The sequence below is a fragment of the Hamadaea sp. NPDC051192 genome, assembly GCF_040682475.1.
GTDB classification, from domain to species: domain Bacteria; phylum Actinomycetota; class Actinomycetes; order Mycobacteriales; family Micromonosporaceae; genus Hamadaea; species Hamadaea flava.
In genome coordinates, this window is the sequence record NZ_JBFBAZ010000143.1 from 1 (window position 1) to 19357 (window position 19357).

General features: G+C 70.6%; 18 protein-coding genes and 1 pseudogene. 9 read left to right on the forward strand and 10 right to left on the reverse strand.

Annotated elements, in window-relative coordinates; genetic code table 11:
* The 3 genes and pseudogenes from AB0M47_RS35580 to AB0M47_RS35590 form a co-directional block, all read left to right on the forward strand.
* Nucleotides 1–451 (forward strand): annotated as a pseudogene (locus tag AB0M47_RS35580) (hypothetical protein); the annotation flags it as partial.
* Between the two features lie 183 nt (nucleotides 452–634).
* Nucleotides 635–3367, forward strand: a complete 2733-nt coding sequence (gene aceE / locus AB0M47_RS35585; RefSeq protein ID WP_363422006.1) for a pyruvate dehydrogenase (acetyl-transferring), homodimeric type — start codon at nucleotides 635–637, stop codon at nucleotides 3365–3367.
* Between the two features lie 70 nt (nucleotides 3368–3437).
* Nucleotides 3438–4754 carry a M48 family metalloprotease gene (locus AB0M47_RS35590; RefSeq protein WP_363422009.1) on the forward strand — a complete coding sequence of 439 codons (1317 nt, stop codon included), beginning with the start codon at nucleotides 3438–3440 and terminating at the stop codon, nucleotides 4752–4754.
* Here the strand turns inward: AB0M47_RS35590 and AB0M47_RS35595 are convergent, their stop codons facing one another.
* Entirely contained in the window at nucleotides 4755–5012 is a 258-nt protein-coding gene (locus AB0M47_RS35595; protein ID WP_363422011.1) for a TrmH family RNA methyltransferase, read from the reverse strand.
* A 566-nt stretch (nucleotides 5013–5578) separates the two neighbouring features.
* Between AB0M47_RS35595 and rho the strand changes: the two genes are divergently transcribed.
* From rho to AB0M47_RS35625, 6 genes are all read left to right on the forward strand, one after another.
* Nucleotides 5579–6694, forward strand: coding sequence for a transcription termination factor Rho (rho, locus tag AB0M47_RS35600; RefSeq protein WP_363422013.1), 1116 nt, complete (start codon nucleotides 5579–5581; stop codon nucleotides 6692–6694).
* Nucleotides 6695–6785: 91 nt separating this feature from the next.
* Nucleotides 6786–7304 carry a hypothetical protein gene (locus AB0M47_RS35605; protein WP_253761380.1) on the forward strand — a complete coding sequence of 173 codons (519 nt, stop codon included), beginning with the start codon at nucleotides 6786–6788 and terminating at the stop codon, nucleotides 7302–7304.
* A 12-nt stretch (nucleotides 7305–7316) separates the two neighbouring features.
* A complete protein-coding gene (locus AB0M47_RS35610; protein ID WP_363422015.1) occupies nucleotides 7317–7994 on the forward strand; it encodes a response regulator transcription factor in 678 nt (225 codons plus the stop codon).
* Nucleotides 7995–8000: 6 nt separating this feature from the next.
* Nucleotides 8001–9398, forward strand: coding sequence for an ATP-binding protein (locus AB0M47_RS35615; RefSeq protein ID WP_363422017.1), 1398 nt, complete (start codon nucleotides 8001–8003; stop codon nucleotides 9396–9398).
* On the forward strand, nucleotides 9395–10276 hold the full coding sequence (locus AB0M47_RS35620; RefSeq protein WP_363422019.1) for a Gmad2 immunoglobulin-like domain-containing protein: 882 nt from the start codon (nucleotides 9395–9397) through the stop codon (nucleotides 10274–10276). The genes AB0M47_RS35615 and AB0M47_RS35620 overlap by 4 nt, the downstream gene beginning before the upstream one ends.
* Before the next feature lie 9 nt (nucleotides 10277–10285).
* The gene (locus tag AB0M47_RS35625; protein ID WP_253761376.1) at nucleotides 10286–10690 is read left to right on the forward strand and encodes a YjbQ family protein; all 405 of its coding nucleotides are present in this window, start codon (nucleotides 10286–10288) and stop codon (nucleotides 10688–10690) included.
* Between the two features lie 10 nt (nucleotides 10691–10700).
* On the opposite strand, the gene AB0M47_RS35630 is transcribed toward AB0M47_RS35625, so the two are convergent.
* The 9 genes from AB0M47_RS35630 to AB0M47_RS35670 all read right to left on the reverse strand — a co-directional run bounded on the left by AB0M47_RS35630 (nucleotide 10701) and on the right by AB0M47_RS35670 (nucleotide 19196).
* A complete protein-coding gene (locus AB0M47_RS35630) occupies nucleotides 10701–12044 on the reverse strand; it encodes an ABC transporter substrate-binding protein (protein WP_363422021.1) in 1344 nt (447 codons plus the stop codon).
* A 35-nt stretch (nucleotides 12045–12079) separates the two neighbouring features.
* The gene (locus AB0M47_RS35635; RefSeq protein WP_363422025.1) at nucleotides 12080–12901 is read right to left on the reverse strand and encodes a carbohydrate ABC transporter permease; all 822 of its coding nucleotides are present in this window, start codon (nucleotides 12899–12901) and stop codon (nucleotides 12080–12082) included.
* Complete coding sequence (locus AB0M47_RS35640; RefSeq protein ID WP_363422027.1) at nucleotides 12898–13839, reverse strand: sugar ABC transporter permease; 942 nt, start codon at nucleotides 13837–13839, stop codon at nucleotides 12898–12900. The genes AB0M47_RS35635 and AB0M47_RS35640 overlap by 4 nt, the downstream gene beginning before the upstream one ends.
* Nucleotides 13836–14522: a glycerophosphodiester phosphodiesterase family protein gene (locus tag AB0M47_RS35645; RefSeq protein ID WP_253761372.1), complete on the reverse strand. Its 687-nt coding sequence runs from the start codon at nucleotides 14520–14522 to the stop codon at nucleotides 13836–13838. Before AB0M47_RS35645 ends, AB0M47_RS35640 begins: the two co-directional genes overlap by 4 nt.
* 140 nt (nucleotides 14523–14662) lie before the next feature.
* A complete protein-coding gene (locus AB0M47_RS35650) occupies nucleotides 14663–15457 on the reverse strand; it encodes an inositol monophosphatase family protein (RefSeq protein WP_363422029.1) in 795 nt (264 codons plus the stop codon).
* Nucleotides 15454–16446, reverse strand: a complete 993-nt coding sequence (locus AB0M47_RS35655; protein WP_363422031.1) for an NAD(P)-dependent oxidoreductase — start codon at nucleotides 16444–16446, stop codon at nucleotides 15454–15456. The genes AB0M47_RS35650 and AB0M47_RS35655 overlap by 4 nt, the downstream gene beginning before the upstream one ends.
* Before the next feature lie 11 nt (nucleotides 16447–16457).
* On the reverse strand, nucleotides 16458–17822 hold the full coding sequence (locus AB0M47_RS35660; protein WP_363422032.1) for an FGGY-family carbohydrate kinase: 1365 nt from the start codon (nucleotides 17820–17822) through the stop codon (nucleotides 16458–16460).
* Nucleotides 17800–18585: a DeoR/GlpR family DNA-binding transcription regulator gene (locus AB0M47_RS35665; RefSeq protein WP_363422034.1), complete on the reverse strand. Its 786-nt coding sequence runs from the start codon at nucleotides 18583–18585 to the stop codon at nucleotides 17800–17802. Before AB0M47_RS35665 ends, AB0M47_RS35660 begins: the two co-directional genes overlap by 23 nt.
* Nucleotides 18586–18590: 5 nt before the next feature.
* A complete protein-coding gene (locus AB0M47_RS35670) occupies nucleotides 18591–19196 on the reverse strand; it encodes a histidine phosphatase family protein (protein ID WP_363422035.1) in 606 nt (201 codons plus the stop codon).
* Nucleotides 19197–19357: the final 161 nt, after the last annotated feature.

Genomic DNA, 19357 nt, shown 5'->3' on the forward strand with positions numbered 1-19357 from the left:
GTGTGGAAGGCATCGCCAGCGGGCCGAGCAGGGTGTCCTGCGCGCGCCCGAGCTGACGTCGTACCTGGCCGGGCAGCGGGACGAGCCGGGCTGGCGGCGCGTGTCCGAGACCGTCGCGCTCGCCGACCCGGCCGCCGAGTCGCCGCCGGCTAGCCGGCTGCGCGTACGCCTCGTCCGGGCCGGTCTGCCGCCGCCGGTCGCCCAGTTCGTCCTGGCCCACGAGGGCCGGGTGATCGCCCGGCTCGGCCTCGCCTGGCCGGGCGCACGGGTCGCCGTGGAGTACGCCGGGACCTGGCACCCCTCGCCTGAGCAGCTCGAACGCGACCGAACCCGGCTGAACCGCGTCCTCGGCGCGGGCTGGCTCGTCCTCCACGTCACGGCCGCCCGGCTGCACGACGACTTCCCAGCCGTGGTGGGTGAGATTCGCGCCGCACTCCAGGCTCGGGCATGATCATCCGAGCGTGATCTTGCGATGTTACTGGTCAGTAAGCGTGTCGCGGATCGCATCCGTTCGCGTTCGGCGTGACGAGGACGGGGTCGGCGAGGCAGGATGAACGTGACGTACCACTGTCACACCGCGCCACTAAACACCAAATAACAAGGTCTACTTCCACACAAACGCGAGGGAACGCCTGTGTCCACCGAACGCAAGCGCCCGGTCATCAGCGACGGCCTGCCCAGCCAGCTGCCGGACATCGACCCGCAGGAAACGGCTGAATGGGTCGAGTCGCTCGACGGCGTGATCGACGAGCGCGGCGCCAAACGCGCTCGCTATGTCATGCTCCGCCTGCTCGAACGAGCCCGCGAGCGCCAGGTGGGCGTACCCCCGCTCACCACGACCGACTACATCAACACCATCACCCCGGAGCGGGAGCCCTGGTTCCCCGGCGACGAGCACGTCGAGCGCCGGCTGCGGGCGTACATCCGCTGGAACGCCGCCATGGCCGTGCACCGCGCGCAGCGCCCCGGCATCGGCGTCGGCGGGCACATCTCGACCTTCGCCTCCAGCGCGAGCCTCTACGAGGTGGGCTTCAACCACTTCTTCCGGGGCAAGAACCACCCCGGCGGCGGTGACCAGATCTTCTACCAGGGTCACGCCTCCCCCGGCATGTACGCGCGCGCGTACCTCGAAGGCCGGCTGACCGAGCAGCAGATGGACGGCTTCCGGCAGGAGCTGAGCCACCCCGGCGGCGGCCTGCCGTCCTACCCGCACCCGCGCCTCATGCCGGACTTCTGGGAGTTCCCGACGGTCTCCATGGGCCTCGGCGGCGTCAACGCCATCTACCAGGCCCGGTTCAACCGCTACCTCCAGCACCGGGGCATCAAGGACACGTCCGACCAGCGAGTATGGGCGTTCCTCGGCGACGGCGAGATGGACGAGCCGGAGACGCTGGGCGCGATCGGCGTCGCCGCCCGCGAAGAGCTGGACAACCTCACCTTCGTCATCAACTGCAACCTGCAGCGCCTCGACGGGCCGGTCCGCGGCAACGGCAAGGTCATCCAGGAGCTGGAGGCCTTCTTCCGGGGCGCCGGCTGGAACGTCATCAAGGTCATCTGGGGTCGCGAGTGGGACCCGCTGCTCGCCGCCGACACCGACGGCGCGCTGGTGAACCTGATGAACGCCACGCCCGACGGCGACTACCAGACGTACAAGGCCGAGTCCGGGGCGTACGTGCGGGAGCACTTCTTCGGCCGCGACGCGCGGACCCGCAAGATGGTCGAGGACATGAGCGACGACGAGGTCTGGGGCCTCAAGCGCGGCGGGCACGACTACCGCAAGCTCTACGCGGCCTACAAGGCGGCGACCGAGCACACCGGCCAGCCGACCGTGATCCTCGCCAAGACGATCAAGGGCTGGACGCTGGGCTCCCACTTCGAGGGCCGCAACGCGACGCACCAGATGAAGAAGCTGACCCTGGACGACCTCAAGTCCTTCCGGGACCGCCTCTACCTGGACATCCCCGACTCGGTCCTCGAGGCCAACCCGTACGAGCCGCCCTACTTCCACCCGGGCAAGGACTCCGCCGAGTACCAGTACCTCATGGAGCGGCGGAACGCCCTCGGCGGCAGCCTGCCGAGCCGGCGTACCGAGAGCAAGAAGCTGGTGCTGCCGGGCGACGACCTCTACAAGGACATCAAGAAGGGCTCGGGCAAGCAGAAGGTCGCCACCACGATGGCCTTCGTCCGGCTCTTCAAGGACCTGATGCGGGACAAGAACATCGGTTCGCGCTGGGTGCCGATCATCCCGGACGAGGCCCGCACCTTCGGCATGGACTCGCTCTTCCCGACCGCGAAGATCTACTCGCCGCACGGGCAGACCTACACGCCGGTCGACCGGGAGCTGTTCCTCTCCTACAAGGAGTCGACGGCCGGGCAGATCCTGCACGAGGGCATCAACGAGGTCGGCTCGGTGGGCTCGTTCACCGCGGCCGGCAGCTCGTACGCGATCCACGACGAGCCGATGATCCCGGTCTACATCTTCTACTCGATGTTCGGCTTCCAGCGCACCGCCGACGGGCTGTGGGCAGCCGCCGACCAGATGGCGCGCGGCTTCCTGCTGGGCGCGACCGCTGGGCGTACCACGCTGAACGGTGAAGGCCTCCAGCACGAGGACGGCCACTCGCTGCTCCTCGCGGCGACGAACCCGGCCGCGGTCACCTACGACCCGGCGTTCGCCTTCGAGATCGCCCACATCGTGCAGGACGGTCTGCGCCGCATGTACGGCGACCAGCCGGAGGACATCTACTACTACCTGACGATCTACAACGAGCCGATCTCGCAGCCGGTCGAGCCGGAGAACGTGGACGTCGACGGCCTCCTCAAGGGCCTCTACCGGTACTCCCCGGCGACCGGCGACGGGCCGAAGGCGCACATCCTGGCCTCCGGCATCGGCATGCAGTGGGCGATGCGCGCCCAGGAGCTGCTCGCCCAGGACTGGGGCGTCTCGGCCGACGTCTGGTCCGCGACGAGCTGGACCGAGCTGCGCCGCGACGCGGTCGAGTGCGAGCAGCACAACCTGCTCAACCCCGACTCCCCGCGGACGCCGTATGTCGCCCAGGCGCTGGCCGGCTCGACCGGTCCGAAGGTGGCCGTCTCCGACTGGATGCGGGCCGTCCCGGACCTGATCTCCCGCTGGGTCCCGGGCGACTACACCTCGCTCGGCACCGACGGGTTCGGCCTGTCCGACACCCGCTCGGCGCTGCGCCGCCACTTCCACGTCGACGCCGAGTCGATCGTGGTCGCGACGCTGTCCCAGCTCGCCCAGCGCGGCGAGATCCCGGCCAGCGTGGTCGCCGACGCCTCCCGCAAGTACGCGATCGAGGACGTCACGGCCGCCCCGGCGGGCGAGACCGGCGGCGACTCCTGACATAGCGCGCGTCGATCAAGGGCGGCACGGGGCGACCCGGGCCGCCCTTGATCATGTACGCTCCCCGGCTGTGCCTGCTTTCCCCTCGCTCACCTCGGCCGACGTCCCGACACGATGCCCCGAGTGCCACTCCGCTCTGGTGACCGGACACGACGGGGAGCCTTGGTGTGAACGCTGCGAGTGGAACCTCGACGCGGCACCGGTCTCGAACGCGCCGAGCCGGGTCGACCGCCGGCTCCGACGGCTCGATCACAAGGCGGGCTATGACCTCAGCGCCACGCTCTTCCGGACCTTGGTCGGCAAGAAAGCGCAGCCCCCGACGGTCAGCCTCAGCGAGATCGCGCTCGTCGGGATCACCGCACTGATCCTGGCGCTCCTCATCGGTATGACTGCGGTCGGTCTTCACCTGGTGATCACGGCGTCCCTGCTCGGCAAGGCGCTGGGGCTCCTGCTCGTCGCGGTCGCGGTGGTGCTCCGGCCACGATTGGGCGCGGCCCGCAAGGTGCTGGGCGACGCCGACCCGCTCACCGAGGCGCAGGCTCCGGCACTCTTCGCAGTCGTCCGCGAGGTCGCCGCCAAGGTCGGCGCACCCATGCCGCACACGATCGCGACCACGAGCCGCTGGGAGGCGTCCACCCTCGTGGTGGGCCTTCGCCGGCGGCGGATCCTTCTGCTGGGCTTGCCGTTCTGGTCGGTGCTCCGGCCGCAGGAACGAGTCGCGGTACTCGCTCATGAGCTGGGGCACTTCGTCAACGGAGACGGCTCACGGCGGCTGGCCCTCCAACCGGCGGTGACCGTGTTCGGCACGATCGCCGATCTGATCGACCCACGGCAGGTCCTGGCCGAGGTCCGGGACCGCGTCAACGGCACCGTCCGGCCGAGCGCCGCCCTGCTCGCCGGCCTGGTACTGCTGCCCGTCGTGAACGCCGTCCGCGGCGCCCTCCTCCTGTTGCACATGGGCACGCACGCGCTGGCGGCACGGTCCTCGCAACGAGCCGAGTATTACGCCGACGACCTGGCCGCACAGGCCGGTGGGTCGACGGCCGTCGTCGGCCTGCTGGACGTCCTCGTCCTCACCTCCCGGCTGAAGACCCGGATCGGCACTCGTGCCCGGCAGAAGGCCGGGGTGATCGGCTGGCGGGAGACCGTGGAGGACACCCGCGCCGAGTACGCGACCGCGGCCGGACAGCTGCGCCAGCTGTCCATTCGCGAGGACGCCTCGATCTTCGCCGCGCATCCGCAACCGGGGCTGCGCGTACGCATGATCCAAGCCGCCCCGCATCGCGAGCCCACCGTCGTGCTGACCGAGGCCAGAGCAGCGGCCGTCGACGCCGAGCTCGCGAAGTACGAGGAGCGCTACCGCCGGGAGATCGCCGAACACTGGTGATCACAGGAGGCCGGCGAGTCGATAGAGGACGAGCGAACCGGCGACCGCGACGTTGAGGCTGGTTCCGGTGCCCACCATGGGAATCTCCACGCAGCCGTCGAGCAGGTCGGCCGCTTCCGGTGGGATGCCGGAGGCTTCGTGGCCCAGCACCGCGACCGTGCGGCGCCGGGCGGCCGGCAGGTCGCCGAGGCGGATCGCCTCGTCGGCCAGTTCGACCCGAGGAGGTGGCTGCCGGCGGCCCGTTCGCCGGCCAGCCACCCGATCGGGTTGGCGACGCGCAGGTCGGCTGCCGCAACGTGTTCCCGCGGGCGAGGGCCTCGTCGACCCAGCGAAACGGCGGCACGGCCAGGCAGGCGCCGACGGCATCGCAGGTACGCAACAGGGTGCCGAGGTTCACGCCGTGCAACGGCCAGAGCGGGGCGGCGATGACGTGCCCCCAGCATCGGTGGGCTCGGCGTCGTCGGCCGGCTTGAAGTTCGCGGCGGGGCGTCACCCGCACCGCCGGGCTCACCGGGGGTGGGCGCCTCCGCCCAAGTTGTCGAGTACGCAGATCATCGCCTGAGGATAAGGGAGCGTCGCACGCCGGGCGAAGGTGTTTGCGCCGGGCGTACGCCGTGAGCTACCTTCGGCGTAGCACTTGCTGATGCCGGCGTGGACTTCCCGCCCCAGTGGTGCCGATTTCCCCGGTCTGATCCGCTTTCCGTCTTTGTCCGACGATGCGGCGACCGTTCCATTCCAGCGCGGTTCGCGCAGCGTACGCGTCGCGCTTCCCCATCGGTGCACAGCCGTGCCCGGTGCGACTCATCGTGCTCAGGAGCTTTCCCATGACCAACGAAATCATCGGAGTCGTCGACCTCCGTCCGGACGGGCATGGCTTCGTCCGCGTCGACGGCTATCTGCCCGCCGCCGACGACGCGTACCTGTCGAAGGGCGTGATCCAGAAGCACGGCCTGCGCCGGGGCGACCACGTCGAGGCGGTGACCGTGCTGGGCGAGGCCCGGGATCGGCGTCCCCGCCGCCCGGCCGTGACCGAGGTGACCACTGTGAACGGTGTCGCCGCGGGCTCCGCCCCCGATCGGCCCGACTTCTACGCGCTGACCCCGCTCTTCCCCACCGAGCGGATGCGGCTGGAGACCGAGCCGCACATCCTCACGACGAGGATCGTGGACTTGCTGACCCCGATCGGAAAGGGCCAGCGGGCGCTGGTCGTCTCGCCGCCGAAGGCGGGCAAAACGATTGTGCTGCAAGCGATCGCGCATGCCGTGTCGGTCAACCACCCGGACGCCCACCTCATGGCGGTGCTCGTCGACGAGCGCCCGGAGGAGGTCACCGACATGGCCCGCACGGTACGCGGAGAGGTGATCGCGTCCACGTTCGACCGTCCACCGTCGGATCACATCGCGGTCGCCGAGCTGGCGATCGAGCGCGCGAAGCGGCTCGTCGAGCTGGGGCGGGACGTCGTCGTCGTGCTCGACTCGATCACCCGGCTGGGACGCGCGTACAACTTGGCCGCGCCGGCGAACGGGCGCATCATGACCGGCGGCATCGAAGCCGGCGCGTTGCACGGCCCTAAGCGGTTCCTGGGCGCGGCACGCAACCTCGAAGGCGGCGGCTCGCTGACGATCATCGCGACCGCGCTGGTCGAGACGGGGTCGACCGGCGACACGGTGATCTTCGAGGAGTTCAAGAGCACCGGGAACGCCGAGCTGCGCCTGGTGCGGGGGCTCGCCGAGCGCCGGATCTTCCCGGCGGTCGACGTCGAGGCCTCCGGTACGCGTCGCGAGGAACTGCTGCTGCCGCCGGAGGAACTGATCCTGGTACGCCGGCTGCGGCAGGCGCTGCATCACCTCGACACGCAGCAGGCCGGCGAGCAGCTCGTCGAGCGGCTGCGCAAGACGTCGAGCAACGCCGAATTCCTGATGCAGATCGCCCGCGCCTGACACAGAGCCTCCCCTGCACCCCCGCTGGCGGTTACGCGACGGTTACCCGGCTGCGAACCTCCTGTGCAGCACCGCGTCGACCCTCGCGGGTATGAGAATCAAGATGATGCTGGCCGCGGCGATCATGATCGCGAGCGGGCTCAGCGTAGGGGGAACCGCCGAGGCGGCCGCGCCGTACTGCGGAATCACGTGGGGCAGCGGAGACAAGGCCGCCGGAGATCTGGCCCAGGCGCCGTTGCTGACGGTGCGGACGGGCCGGCACGACTGCTACGACCGGGTCGTGTTCGAGTTCGAGGGGGCCGCGACCGGTTATCGCGCGGCGTACGGGGAGGCGTATACGCAGGGCACCGGAGTTCCGCTGTCGCCGTACACCGCCGGCGGGGCGGTCATCGAGCTCGTGCTGCTGGAGCCGGCCGCGTACGCCACGGGCGAGCACGTGGCGACCGTCGTTCCGTACGACACCCTGCGGGACGTCGTCGCGGGCGGCACCTCGGAGGGGTACACGACCTTCGCGATCGGCGTCCGCGCCCGCCTGCCGTACCGGGTGTTCACCCTGAACGGGCCTGGCACCCACAGCCGGATAGTCGTCGACGTCGCCCACCAGTGGTGAGACCATCCAGACATGGAGGCGGACCTGCTGGTCGTCGAGGATGACGCCGCCATCCGCGAGGTGACGGTGCTGGGGCTGCGCCGGGCCGGATTCCGGGTCGGCGCGGCCGTCGACGGCGCGCAGGCGCTGACGGCGTGGCGGGCGCACGAGCCGGATCTCGTCGTCCTCGACGTCATGTTGCCGGGTGTCGACGGGCTCGAGGTGTGCCGGCAGATCCGCAAGTCGAGCCAAGTGCCGATCCTGATGCTGACCGCCCGGACGGACACCATCGACGTGGTCGTCGGCCTGGAGTGCGGCGCCGACGACTACGTGAAGAAGCCGTTCGACCTGCCGGAGCTGGTCGCCCGGGTGCGCGCGCTGCTGCGAAGGGCGACGGCGCAGCCGGAGGAGGGTGTGCTGGCCGTCGGCGGGCTGGAGATCGACCCGGCGCGCTACACCGTCCACAAGGGAGGACACGAGCTGGCCCTGACCGCGACGGAGTTCCGGCTGCTCCTGGAGCTGGCCCGGCGACCCGGCCAGGTCTTCACCCGCGAGATCCTGCTCGACCGCGTCTGGTCCTACCCATACCTGGGCGACTCACGCCTCGTCGACGTCGCGGTCCAGCGCCTGCGGGCCAAGGTCGAGGACGACCCGGCCCGTCCCGAGCTGGTGCGCACGGTCCGCGGCGCCGGCTACAAGCTGCTCGGGTAGGGCGTCGTGGCGGCGCGCGCGGTACCGCCCGGCCGGCTCCGACGCCGGCTCACCATCGCGTTCGTCCTGGTCGCGGGGATTTCCGCGGGTGCGCTGGCGGCCGGCTCCTTCCTACTTGTACGCCAGGCGCGGCTGGACGACTCCCTCCAGCAGGCCGCGTCCGACGTACGCCCGCAGCTGGTCGCCGCCCGTCAGTTCTTACCGCTGGACGGCGAACGGCGGGACAACCTGCTCGCGGCGTACGAGAGCAGCGGGCGGCATGTGGTGCTGGTCGCCGACGGCGAGACGACCGCCTCGAATCCGGCGTACGCCCCGGCGCTCAGCCCCGAGTTGCGAAGCGAGGCGGCGGCGGGCCGAATCGGTTACGACCGACCTGACAGCACTGGACTGCTGGTGGTGGGCGGGCGTATCCCAGGTTCGGCGGCGCAGCTCTACGTCGTCCGCTCGGAGGACCGCATCCACTCCGACCTCGATCAACTGCGAGCGGTGCTCATCGCCGGGTGGCTGACCGTCGTCCTGCTCGCCGCCCTGGTCGGGCACCTGCTCGCCCGGCGCACCCTGGATCCGGTGGCGCGGGCCTCCGACGCCGCGCGTGCGATCGCCGAAGGGCTGCTGGCGACCCGGTTGCCCGTACGCGGCCGCGACGAGTTCGGCGCGTGGGCGGAATCGTTCAACGAGATGGCCGAGGCGCTCCAGAACAAGATCGCATGGGAACGCCGGTTCACCGCCGACGTGGCGCACGAACTGCGTACGCCGGTCACCTCGCTCGTGGCGGCGGCGTCGCTGCTCGCCGAGCAGGTCGAGAACCTGCCCGACGGCGTACGCCGACCGGCCGAGCTGCTCATCGGCGACGTCGTCCGGCTGCGGCGGCTGATCGAGGAGTTGATGGAGATCTCCCGGTTGGACGCCGGACGGGAGCCGGTGATCGCCGCGACCGTGGATCCGCTCGCGCTGCTTCGCGCGCTCGCCGCCGCCCACGACTGGCCCGTGACGGTCGACGGGGACCCCGTCGGCCTCTGCACCGATCCGAGACGGCTGGAGCGCGTACTCGCGAATCTTGTCGCGAACGCCGTGGAGCACGGAGCCGAGCCGATCCGCGCGACCGTCAGCGGTGACGCGCGGGGGGTGACCGTCGTCGTGAGCGACGCGGGTCCGGGCATCGCGCCGGAGCATCTGCCGCATGTCTTCAGCCGGTTCTACAAGGCCGACCCGGCACGTAGCGGGCAGGGCAGCGGGCTCGGGCTGGCCATCGCCCAGGAGAACGCGCGCCTGCTCGGCGGCCGCGTGACGATCACGAGCGAGCCGGGCCGCGGCACTGAAGCACGACTGGAATTGCCTGTTACGCAACGGTTACCCGGTGGTGAAACCGCTGCGGACGAAGCCGAGGAGGGTACGCCGTCATGAAGCGTTTCTTCGTTGCCATCGTTGCCATCGTGGTGCTGGCGACCGTCGCCGGGTGTACGCCGAAGTCTGGCACGGTGGGCGACGCGCCCACCGGCGCTCCGCCGACCAGCGCCGCCGCCACGCCGACCGTTCCACCGGCCGAGTCGCCGTCCAGCGCACCGAGCCCGGACGCGACCGCCTCGAGCCGACCGGCCGGGACCATCACCATCAGCCTGTGGCTGGTCCGGAGCGGGCGGATCGCGTACACGCAGCGGACCCGGCCGACCACCCAGAGCACGTCGCAGCTGGCCCTCACCGAGCTGGCGGCCGGACCGACCACTGTGGAGGCGTCGGCCGGGCTGACCACCGGATTCCCGGGTGGGACCACGTTCCGGATCGTCGGCATCAGCGACGGCGTCGAGACGGTCAGCTTCTCCCCCGGGTTCTACGACGGCGGCCGGGACGCCGCGCGGCTGCGCCAGGCCCAGGTGGTCTACACGCTGACCCAGTTCTCCACGGTCACCAAGGTCGCGTTCCAGCGCGACGGCACGGCGCTGGCCGCGCCGGTCGGCCGGGCCGATTACACCGATCTGCTGCCCGCCATCGTCGTGACCAACCCGGTCATCGGGCAGCGGCGCGGCAGCCCGATCACGGTCGCCGGGACGGCCGACGTCTTCGAGGCCACCGTGAACATCCGGGTGCTCGACGCCGCCGGAAAGCAGATCGCGACCACGTTCACCACGGCCACCTGCGGTTCCGGCTGCCGGGGGTCGTTCAGCGTACGGGTGTCCTATCGGGTCGGCCGGGCGCAGGCCGGGATCGTCGAGGTCTTCTGGATCTCGCCGAATGACAGTTCACATCAGGACGTCGTCCGGATTCCGGTGACCCTGCTCGCCTAGTCTGGGCTCGTGGAGAGCACTGTGATCACCGTACGCACCGGCGGCCGGCCGTCGGTGGTGGACCTCACCGGCCAGGCCGCCGACTTCGTGGCCGGCCGGGGCGACGGGTTGCTGCACGTCTTCGCCCCGCACGCCACGGCCGGCATCGCGATCATCGAGACCGGGGCGGGCAGCGACGACGATCTGCTGACCGCCCTCGACGATCTGCTGCCCACCGACGACCGCTGGCGGCATCGGCACGGCTCGCCCGGACACGGCCGCGACCATGTGCTGCCCGCGTTCATCGCGCCGTACGCGACGCTGCCGGTGCTCGGCGGCCGCATCGCGCTGGGCACCTGGCAGTCGGTCTGCCTCGTCGATCCGAACGGGGACAACCCGACTCGCCAGGTGCGCTTCAGCTTCCTCGCGGGCTGAATCTCGCGGATCAGATGTGCTTGGAGATGGCGTCGCGGACGCTGTCGGTGTTCTTGCGCAGCTCCGTCGCCACCTCGGTGAAGACCTCCTGGGCCGGCTTGTTGTCGGCGTAGATCTTCTGCAGGCCGCCGTAGATCACCTTGTTGGCGTTGGGCACCATCAGCCGCACGATGTCCTGGGCCTGCGTCTTGGGCAGCTGGTCGACGGCCACCTTGAAGGCCGGGCGCTCGGTGAAGCGCTGCGCCATCGCCGGGGCGGTCAGGGCCGCCTTCGTCGCCGGCAGGTACCCGGTGTCGACCGACCATTGCGCCGCGTTCTCCGCCTGCGCGGCGAACTTGATGAACTCGAACGCGGCCTGCTTGCGGTCCTTCGGCACGCCGGCCAGCAGCGACAGACCGCCGCCGCCGGTCGGGCAGCCGAACTTCTTCTGCTCCGGGACGAACGCCGCGCCGACCTCGAACTTGGCGTCCTTGAGCAGGCTGCCGAGCGTACCGGTGGACTCCTGGAGGGTGGCGATCAGGCCGTTGGCGAAGTCGACCTTCGGGCTCTTCGCCATGTACGCCTGCTTGTCGGTGTGGATCAGCGCGCGCTGGAACTCGCCCGCCTCGACGGCGCCGCCCTGGTCGATGGTGACGTCCAGGTTCTTCGAGTAGTTGCCGTCCCACTGCCAGACCGCGCCCTGGAACATCCAGTCCCCGTCCACCTGCGGGTACGCGTGCAGCTTCGGCGACTGGCCGTTGACCTTCACCTTCTGCAGCGCCGGCGCCCACTCGCGCAGTTCGGCCCACGTCTTCGGACCCCGGTCGGGCAGCCCGGCCTGGGCGAACATCGTCTTGTTGTAGTAGAAGAGCGGCGTGCTGCGGCCGAAGGGCACCCACCAGGTGTCGTTCTTGACCGTGCCCTCCGCGATCAAGGTGTCCACGTAGTCCGTGGTCGCCAGACCGTTGCCGAAGTAGCCGTTGAGCGGTTCGAGGGCGTCGTTGAGGTAGAACTTCCGCCAGGTGACCTCGGAGAAGATGCACATGTCCGGCACCTGCCGGGCCTGCATGCCGGCGGCGAGCTTCTGGGCGACCTCGTCGTAGGTGCCCTGGAACTGCGCCTCCAGGTAGATGTTCTGCTGGGAGTCGTTGAACTTGCCGACGAGCTTGGCGAACGCGTCGCCGGTGGCGCCCGTGTAGGGGAACCAGATGACCACGCGTTGCCGCTTGCCGTACTGCGCGGGGACCTTTCCCTCGGGCTGGGAGAAGCCGCCGGCGCCACCGCCGGACCCACCACCGCAGGCGGCGAGCGGGCCGGCGAGCAGGGCGCCCCCGGCGAGGCCGAGCAGACTGCGACGGCTCAGGGAAGTCTTCATTGACGATCCTTTCTGGACAGATCGAGGGAGGGGTGTCAGCCCTTGACGGCGCCCTGGGTCAACCCGGCGACGATCTGGCGCTGAGCGATGAAGAACACGATGAGGACGGGCAGGACCACGAAGACGGTGGCGGCCATGACCGAGCCCCAGTTCACGTAGCCTTCGGCGTTCTTCAGCAGGAGCAGGCCGACCGGGAGGGTCCGCATGCTGTTGGTGTTGGTGACGATGAGAGGCCAGACGAAGTCGTTCCACTTGCCGACCATCGACACGATGGTCACGGTGATCACCATCGGCTTGGACAGCGGAAGGACGACGCTGAACAGTCGGCGCAGGTGCCCGGCGCCGTCGACGCGGGCGGCGTCGATCACCTCGTCGGGCAGCGTCAGCATGTGCTGGCGCAGCAGGAACGCGCCGAACGCCGAGGCCGCCCCGGGGATGACGATGCCCTGATAGGTGTTGATCCAGCCCAGCTCGGAGACGGTGAGGTAGTTCGGCAGCAGCACCACGTGGCCGGGCACCATCAGGGCGGCGAGCAGGATGCCGAACAGCACCCGCTTGAACGGGAACCGCAGGAACACGAAGGCGTACGCCGTGAGCACGGCGTTGGCGACCTCGAGGGCCGTTCCCGCCACGGTCGTGATGATGGAGTTGAGGTAGAAGTCGCCGAACGGGGCCGACTTCCACGCGTCGACGTAGTTGTGCCACTCGAAACTGGTCGGCCACCAGGCCGGCGGGAACGAGTAGATGTCGGCCGACGGCTTGAGCGACGAGGCGAACAACCAGTACAGCGGGCCGACCATGATCACGCCGACCACCGTCAGCGACAGGTACAGGCTGAACTTGCGGGCGACGGTCATCGGTAGTGGACCTTCCGCTCGACGAACCGGGTCTGCAGCAGCGTGATCACCAGCAGGATCACGAACATGACGATGGCGCCGGCACCGGCCGGGCCCGCCTCGAAGTCGCTGAAGCCCTTCTCGTAGACGTACCAGGAGAGGATGGTCGTGGCGCCGCCCGGACCGCCGTCGGTCATCACGGCGATGACGTCGAAGGCCTGGAACGACGAGATGATCGTGGTGATCATCAGGAAGAAGGTGACCGGCGAGAGCAGCGGCAGGGTGATCCGCCGGAAGACGGTCCACGCGCCCGCGCCGTCCAGCGCCGCCGACTCGTAGAGGTCCTTCGGCATACCTTGCAGCCCGGCCAGGTAGACGATGGCCGAGAAGCCGACGTTCTTCCAGAGGTACACGATCATCACGGCGGGCAACGCCCATCCGGAGTCGGTCAGCCAGGACGGGGAACTCTGCCCGATGGCGGAGAACGCCACCCGGGTCAGCCCGTAGTGCGGGTCGAAGATGAAGACCCAGGCCAGACCGACCGCGGCGCCCGACAGCACGTGTGGCGCGAAGACCATCGTGCGGACGACGCCGCGGCCCTTGAGCTTCTGGTTCAGCAGCAGGGCCACGCCCAGCCCGAGGACGAGGCTGCCGCCGACGATGCCGACGACGAAGATCACCGTCGTCAGCAGCACCTCGCGGAACTCGTGTCCGGTCAGCAGTTCCTGATAGTTGTCCAGGCCGACGAAGGTCGGCATCGGCGCGATCAGGTTCCAGTCGGTGAGGCTCAGGTACGCGTTGTAGATGACCGGCCAGTACGAGAAGACCGCGAGCAGGATGAAGTTCGGCGCGACGAGCGCGACGAACGTCAGGTACTCCCGCGCACGCTTCGGCTTGCGACGGCGTACCGGGGTCTCCGGCTGCTGGGTCGCCGGGCGCGCGGTCTCCAGGGTGCTCATGGCAGCAGGGAGAGCAGCTCGGCGATGTCGTCGGCGACGAGCCCGTCGACCCCGTACGCGACCGCGGCGGCGACCTGCGCCGGATCGGCGAGCGGGCCGACCCAGACGCGGTAGCCCTCGGCCCGCATGCGGGGCACCTCGGCGGCGTCGGCGACGGCCCAGCGCGGCCCGAAGTACTGCGGCTTCATCGCGTCGAGGAGGTCGGCCGGGGCCGGGTTCTCCTCGGTCCAGTCCAGCCCGATGATCGCGTCGGGCTCGTCCTGGCGCAGCTTGATCAGGGCCTCGCGGCCGCCCCGCCGGGCCGCCACGAAGATGGCCCGCTCGAACGCGCCCGGCTTCTTGCGCAGCGCCTCGACGGCCGGGGCCACCACGTCGTCGGTCTTGAGGTCGACGAGGAAGGTGACGTCGTCGAACTCGTCGATCAGCTCGGCGAACTCCGGCACCTGGTAGCCCTCGCCGTCGATCGCGCGCAGCTCGGCCAGGGTAAGGTCGGCGAACTGGGCGTCCACACCCCAGAGCCGCTGCAACGACGCGTCGTGCAGGAGCGCGATCCGGCCGTCGCGCGTCAGGCGCAAGTCGAACTCGACGGTGTTCGCGCCCTTGTCGACGGCGGAGCGGAACGACGGCATGGTGTTCTCGCGGTGCACCAACGGGTCACCCCGGTGCGCGATGGTCAGGAACACGGTCTCTCCTAACAGCACACAACTTAACGCCCTACAGCGTTTTGATCACGGAAGCAGTTAACACGAAGGACACAAAGCGAGCAAGGCCTAATGCGCTCAACCGGCGCGAAACGCTATGAGAAGCGATGTTAAGAAGGCCGTTAACGCACACCGACGAGCGGGAGAAGCTCGTCCAGCAACTGCGGCGCGCCGGCGAGCGTCTCGCCGGAGGCCATGGTGTGCGGGGCGCCCGTCCGGTCCACGACCTGGGCGCCCGCCTCACGGGCGATGACCACGCCGGCAGCGGTGTCCCAGGGTTTGTTGGCGAGCATGACCAGGGCGTCCAGCCGGCCCTCGGCCACCCAGACCAGGTCGATCGCGGCGCTGCCCAGCATGCGTACGCGCTGGACCCGGGGCACGAGGCGACCGGTGACGGCCAGCCGGTCGGCGTTCTTGTCGTCCGCGTCCTCGCCGACGGCGTAGTCCCCGACGGCCACCACGGCGTCGGCCAGCCTGCTCACCCCGCTCGCCCGGATCGGCCGGCCGTCGGCGTACGCCCCGTCGCCCCGGACGGCGTGATATCGCCGGTGCAGGAACGGAGTGTCGACCACGCCGAGGATGGGTGTGCCCGCCAGGACGAGTCCCAACGAGACGGCCACCAGCGGGATGCCGTGCACGAGGTTCACCGTGCCGTCGACCGGATCCAGCACCCAGGTCAGTCCGTCGGCGGCCCCGGCCGCGCCCTCCTCCTCACCGAGGAACCCGACGTCGGGCGTACGCTCCGCCAGGAACGACCGCACCGCGCGTTCGACGGCGTAGTCCACCTCCGACGCCATGTCCCGGTCGCCCTTGGCGGTCAGCACCCCCGGCAGCCGCGTACGCAGCATCCCGGCGGCGAGGTCGACGGCGTCCTGCGCGGCGGTCAGCAGCTCCGCCGACGGTAACGCCGCTGTCATGACAAGCCGTAATGGGAGGCGACCTCGGCCGCGGCGAGCGTCGCGGCGCGTTCGGCGGTCTGCCGGGTCGCCCCGGCCAGGTGCGGCGTCAGCACCGTACGCGGAGCCTTGAGCAGCCGCGACCCGGCCGGAATGGGCTCGGCGTCGTACACGTCGAAGGCAGCCGCGCCGAGGTGCCCGGAGTCGAGCGCGTCGACGACCGCCTCGTAGTCGAGCAGCCCGCCGCGGGCCGTGTTGACCAGCACCGATCCGCGCGGCATCCGCGCGATCTGCGCTGCACCGATCATGTGCCGGTTCTCCGGGGTCAGCCGGGCGTGCAGGCTCACCGCCGTGCTCCGGTCGAGCAGCTCGTCCAGGCCGACCAGGTCGACGCCCTCGGGTGCGGTCGTCACGAACGGGTCGTACACCAGCACCGTCGCCTCGAAGGCGCGCAGAATCCGGGCGACTCGCGCGCCGATCGCCCCGTATCCGATCAACCCGGCCGTCGTCCCGGCCAGCTCGCTGCCCACCTCGTCGAGGGCGTACAGGTCGCTGCGCCACTGCCCGTCGCGTACCCCTTGGTGGATCTGGGGAATCTGGCGCAGCGCGGCCAGCAGCAGCGCCACGGCATGTTCCGCCGCGGCGATCGCGTTGCGGCCAGGCGTGGTGCGGACGGTGACCCCGTGCTGGTCCGCGGCCGCCAGGTTGACGTTGACCGGGCCACCCCGGCAGACGACGACGAGCCGCAGGTCGGGCGCGGCGGCCAGGACCCGCTCGGTGACCGGGGCCATCTGCGTGACCAGCACCTGAACCCCGGGCAGCGCGGCGATCAGCTCGTCCTCGGCGTCGGAGGCCTCGTCCACCTCGGCCACCGGCCCGAACGGGACCAGCGGCCAGGGCAGCGTCAGCTCCTGGATCTCGGCCGTCCCGACGCGGTCGCGGAGCGCGGCCGTGAGCAGGGCGGGGGTGACGAAGTGATCGCCGGCGGCGAGGATCTTCAGGGGTGGCACGGGTATTCCTTTCACCAGGTGTTTCGGGCCTGTTCGACGTGGTCGAGATACCGGGCGTACCGGTCCTCGTAGGAGGTCTGCGGCTCGTAAACGATTCCCGGGACGGGCGCGAAAACGACGTCGCCGGGCAGCGCCGCGGCGGCGGCCAGTGCGGCTCCGCGCGCCCCGACCTCTTGCCCCGCGAGTACGCGGATCGGCCGGCCGAGCACGTCGGCGAAGATCTGCGCCCAGGCCGCGGTGGCCAGCCCGCCGCCACAGGCCGTCAGCTCGCCGGACAGCCCGGCGGCGGTCAGGCAATGCCGGGCGCTGTACGCGATCGCCTCGCACACCGCCCGCACAACGTCGGCGGGACGGGTGCCCAGATGGAGGCCGTCGAGGCGACCCCGCGCGCGGGGATCGACGAACGGGGCACGTTCGCCCGCCTCGGAGAAGTACGGCAGCACGCTCAGCCCGGTCGAGTCGCCGGTGGCGAGCAGATCCGGCAGGTCGGCCACGGTCGCCGAGACCAGCCGCAGCGCCCAGTCCAGCGCGGCGGTGCCGACCATCGCGGGCAGCGCCCGCAACCACCGGCCCTCCTCCCAGGTACGCAGACTGAGCCCGGCCGGTTCGGCGGCGGTGTCGACCGCGTCCACGAGAACCTGGCAGGCCAGCGTCGTGCCGAGGATGAGGAGGCCGTCGCCGACGGCCGTCACCCCGGCGCCCAGGGCGGACGCGGGCAGGTCATAGAGGGCGGCGACCACCGGCGTACCGTCCGGCAGCCGGCCCGAAGGGGCGGTCCGGGCCGGGAGCAGGAGGCGCTCGTGCTCGCCGAGTCCACACAGGTCGAGCAGATCCCGTTGGTCGGTCGGGTCGGTCGCGCGTACGCCGGTCAGCCGATGAAGGATCACGTCTTTGCAGTACGCCGCCCCGGCAGCTTGCTTGAGCCGCTCCGGTTCGTTGGCGGCGAGCCAGGCCAGCAGCGGCGCCTGCGCGCCGGGGAACATCAGCGTCCCCGTCCGGCGGAAACCTGCCGTGAGGATTCCGGCCGCGTCCCAGTCGCGGACGATCCCGGCCGCCCGCCCGTCCATCCACGAGATCGCCGGGCGCACCGGACGGCCGTCGGCGTCCACCAGCCAGAGTCCGTCGCCCTGCGCGGTGACCCCGATCGCCAGCACCGGACCGGTCGACTCGCGCAGCTCGGCCAGGACCTCCTCGACCGAGGCCACCACGAGGTCGGCGTCCTGCTCGTACCAGCCTGGTCCGACGCGATCGACCCGGGTCGGCCGGGCGGCGCGCGCCAGCGGCTCGCCGGTGACCGAGAAGGCCACCGCCTTGGTGAGCGTGGTTCCCGCGTCGACCCCGACGACGACCGGCTCAGACGATCTCGTACGCGACACCGTTCTCCCGCATCTCTCGTAACGTCTCGGCGGGTGCGCCGGCGTCGGTCAGCACCAGGTCGAAGTCGCGCAGCGGGGCGACCCGGTGCAACGCGACGCGGCCCAGCTTGGTGTGGTCGACGAGCAGCACCGAACGCTGGGCACAGCGGATCATCGCCCGCTTGACCAGCACGATCTCCTGCTCCTGGTGGTACGCGTACGAACCGGAGACGGCCGAGGTCGAGGCGAACAGCAGATCCACCCGCAGCGCCTCGATCGCCTCCATGCACGGCACGCCGAGGAACGAGTCGTGGGTCGCGTAGTACTCGCCGCCGAGCGAGAGCAGCCGGATGCCGCGTACGCCCGACAGCAGCTTGATGGTCTCCAGGAAGTTCGTGATGACCGTCAGCGGACCGGCGTCGACGAGCAGCCGGGCCAGCTCCAGCGTGCTCGTCGAGTCGTCGAGCATCACCGCCATCCCGGGTTCGACGAGTTCCCGGGCGCGTTGCGCCAGCGCCAGCTTCTCGGTCCGGGCGGCCCGCAGCCGATAGGAGACGTTGCTCTCGAAGACGCTGGACGGCTGAGCGCTGACGCCGCCGCGGAACTTCCGGACGACCCCCTGCTTCTCCAGCTCGTCGAGGTCACGGTGCACCGTCATCAGACTGACGTGGAACATCTCGGCCAGGTCGGCGGCGGACACCGACCCTTGCTGCATCACGTACTCGGCGATCTCGGCCTGACGCTGGGCCGGGCGGCCGCGGTCGGCGGTCTCGGAGGCGGTCATGCGGACTATCCTGCGGCCAGCGGCACGTTGTACGCCAGCAGGGCGTACTGGTCGCCGGTGAGCCGGAAGGTCACGGTCGCCGCCGGGTCCAGCTCGGGCAGCCGTCGCCGATACTCGCTCAGCGGTACGCCGAGCACCGCGCAGGTGACCAGGCGCAGCAGCGTGTTGTGCGCGACGACCAGCAGCTTCTCCTGGCCCTCGGCCAGTTCGGCGAGGGCGGTCAGCGTACGGGCGACGGCGTCGCGCGGATCCTCCCCGCCCGGGAAGTGATGCGCCACCGGGTCGGCGACGAACCGATCCACCGCCACCGGGTCGATCTCGCGTACCTCCGGCAGGGTCTTGCCCTCGGCGATGCCGAAGTCCAGCTCCCGCAGCCGGGCGTCGACCACCGGCGTCATGGTCAGCAGGGACGCGGTGGGCGCGATGGTGGCCTGGGCGCGGTGCAGTGTCGAGCAGGCCAGCCCGGTGAACTCCTGCGACCTCGCCCAGCTCGCCAGCGCTTCGGCCTGGCGGCGGCCGTGCTCGTCGAGCGGGATGTCGCTGCGGCCGGCGTACCGGTTCGGCGAGTGCCAAGCGGTCCGCCCGTGCCGGGCCAGCACCAAGGTCGTCATCGGTCGTCTCCCAGATATCCGCGGTCACGCAGTTCGCCGACGAATCTCGCATACGGCTCGGCGAAGCGTTCATGCACCTCCGGCCGGTGCGGCACGACCCGCCCGGCCCCGGCCATCTTCTCCGCGGCGGCGGTCAGGGAACCGACGCCGGCCGCCGCGGC